At 68.4% G+C, this 2,803-nt stretch carries 2 protein-coding genes and 1 pseudogene; all 3 read right to left on the reverse strand.

Features of this window, described 5'->3' with window-relative positions; genetic code table 11:
- Positions 1-241, reverse strand: a pseudogene (locus tag Q0309_RS02195) (hypothetical protein); the annotation flags it as partial.
- On the reverse strand, positions 238-1,680 hold the full coding sequence (gene nuoN / locus Q0309_RS02200) for an NADH-quinone oxidoreductase subunit NuoN (RefSeq protein WP_299436991.1): 1,443 nt from the start codon (positions 1,678-1,680) through the stop codon (positions 238-240). The pseudogene Q0309_RS02195 and the gene nuoN, both read right to left, overlap by 4 nt.
- A 49-nt stretch (positions 1,681-1,729) precedes the next feature.
- Positions 1,730-2,803: NADH-quinone oxidoreductase subunit M (locus Q0309_RS02205; protein ID WP_299436993.1), on the reverse strand; the 1,074-nt coding region annotated here is incomplete at its 5' end.

Here is a 2,803-nt window from a genome sequence, read left to right on the forward strand (position 1 = left end):
TCCAGGGGCGACCATGGCGGCCGCGCCCGCCGGTCTGTTCGTCGGCCTGAACGACCAGGGCGCCGTCGGGCCACACGGGGCTGCCTTCGCCGGCCTCCAGCAGGGTGCGCGCCACGGCCTGGGTGCTGTCCACCACCGGGCGGTGGACCAGCCGCCAGCCGGCCGGCCCCGCGCCGTCTGGCGCCCTGGCCTGCACTGCGCCGTCTGGCGCCTTGGCCGGCGCCTCGGTCGGCGGCGTCATCCCGCCAGCAGCGCGCCGGCCGCCACCTCGGCCTGTCCCACCACCCAGCCGAGCGGCAGAACGAACAGCAGGATGACGCTGGCGCTGGCGGCCATGACCACCCGCAGGGTCACCGAGGCGACAGGGTCCAGGCTTTCCAGCGGCTCGTCGAAGTACATCACCTTGACGATGCGCAGGTAGTAGAAGGCGGACACCACACTGGTCAGCACACCGATGACCGCCAGCCAGATCAGGCCGGCGTCCACCGCCGCCATGAACACATAGAACTTGCCGAAGAACCCGGCCAGGGGCGGGATGCCGGCCATGGAGAACATGAAGATGCCCATGGCCACCGCCACCAGCGGCCGCGTGCGGCCCAACCCGGCCAGGTCCTTGATGCCCTCAAGCGGGCGGCCCTGCTGGCGCATGGCCAGGATCACCGCGAACGTCCCAAGGTTCATGAACAGGTAGATCGCCAGGTAGACCAGCACGCCGCGCACACCCTCCGGCGTGCCGGCGGCCAGACCGACCAGCGCGTAGCCCATGTGGCCGATCGAGCTGTAGGCCATCAGGCGCTTGATGTTCTCCTGCATCAGGGCGGCGAAGGCGCCGATCAGCATCGACAGCACGGCGATGATCCAGATCACCTGCTGCCAGTCGGCGGCCAGGGCGCCGAACGGCTCCAGCACCACGCGCAGGATCAGCGCCAGGGCGGCCACCTTGGGGGCGACGGCGAACAGCGCCGTGACCGGGGTCGGCGCGCCCTCGTAGACGTCCGGCGTCCACATGTGGAACGGCGCCGCCGAGATCTTGAAGGCCAGCCCGGCCAGCACGAACACCAGCCCGATCACGACGCCGACATGGGCGTCGCCGCCGGCCACGGCCGCCTGGATGCCCTCGAAACTCGTGGTGCCGGCAAAGCCGTACACCAGCGAGGCGCCGTAGAGGAGAATACCCGAGGCCAGCGCGCCCAAGACGAAGTACTTCAGGCCCGCTTCGGTGGCGCGCAGGTTGTCGCGCTGCACCGTGGCCAGGACGTACAGGGCGAGAGACTGCAACTCCAGGCCCAGGTACATGGCGATCAGGTCGTTGGCCGAGACCATCAGCATCATGCCGGTGGTGGTCAGCAGAATGAGCACCGGGACCTCGAACCGGTGCACGCCCTCGCTTTCCATCCAGCGCCGCGCCATCAGCAGGGCGGCGGCGGCGGCGCCGATCACCAGCAGCTTGGTGAAGCGGGTGAAGTCGTCGATGACGAACTGGCCGTAGAAGGCCTCCACCCGGCCTTCGCCGCCGAACACCACGATCGCGGCGGCCACCACCATGCCGTAGACGGCGGCCCAGGTGCAGCTGGTCGCGCGGTCACCACGGGCGAACACGCCATACATCAGCAGCCCCATGGCCAGCAGGGCCAGGATGAGTTCCGGCAGGGCCGGCAGCATCAAGGGCAGGTCGGTCATGGCGTCGGGTCTCCCGGCGGGTCGGATCGGGGGTCAGCGGAGCAGGGGCCTAGCGGGTCGCGACGGAGACACCGTCGGCGGCGGCCAGCGCGGCTTCGTACTGGGTGATCAGGTTGGCCACGCTGGCGTGGATCGGGTCGAGGAAGCTGGACGGATAGATGCCCATCCACAGCACCACCAAAACCAGGGGCGCGAACACGGCCATCTCGCGCGGGCTGAGGTCGAGCATGGCCTTGACGTCGGCCTTCTCCAGCTTGCCGAACACCACGCGGCGGTAGAGGTAGAGCATGTAGACGGCGCCCAGGATGACGCCCGTGGCGATCAGCAGGGCGACCACGGTGTTGACCTTGAAGACGCCCAGCATGACCAGGAATTCGCCGACGAAGCCGCTGGTGCCCGGCAGGCCGACCGAGGCCATCATGAACAGCATGAACACCAGGGCGTACTTCGGCATGTTCTTGGCCAGGCCGCCGTAGCGGCCGATCTCGCGCGTGTGCAGCCGGTCATAGACCACACCGACGCACAGGAACAGCGCCCCCGACACCACGCCGTGGCTGAGCATCTGGAAGATCGCGCCCTCGACCGCCTGTTGGGTCATGGCGAAGATGCCGGCGGTGACGAAGCCCATGTGCGCCACCGAGGAATAGGCGATCAGCTTCTTCATGTCCTCCTGCGCCAGCGCCACCAACGACGTGTAGATCACGGCGATGATCGACAGCGCGAAGATGACATCGGCCATCTGCGCCGAGGCCTCCGGCAGCATGGGCACGGAAAAGCGCAGGAAGCCGTAGGCGCCCATCTTCAGCAGCACACCGGCCAGGATGACGGAGCCGGCGGTGGGCGCCTCGACGTGGGCATCGGGCAGCCACGTATGCACCGGCCACATCGGCACCTTCACCGCGAAGCTGGCCATCAGCGCCAGGAACAGCCAGATCTGCCATTCCGCCGGGAAGGTGGTGGCCATCAGCGTCGGGATGTCGGTGGTGCCGGCGTGCAGGTACATGGCCAGCAGCGCCACCAGCATGAGCACCGAGCCCAGCAGGGTATACAGGAAGAACTTGAAGGCGGCGTAGATGCGGCGCGCCCCACCCCAGACCCCGATGATGAGGAACATGGGGATCAG

It is taken from the genome of uncultured Rhodospira sp. (assembly GCF_937138205.1).
Lineage (GTDB): Bacteria > Pseudomonadota > Alphaproteobacteria > Rhodospirillales > Rhodospirillaceae > Rhodospira.

Coding starts and splice junctions, on each gene's coding strand:
- nuoN (WP_299436991.1), bottom strand. CDS start 1,680: ATGACCGACCTGCCCTTGATGCTGCCGGCCCTGCCGGAACTCATCCTG.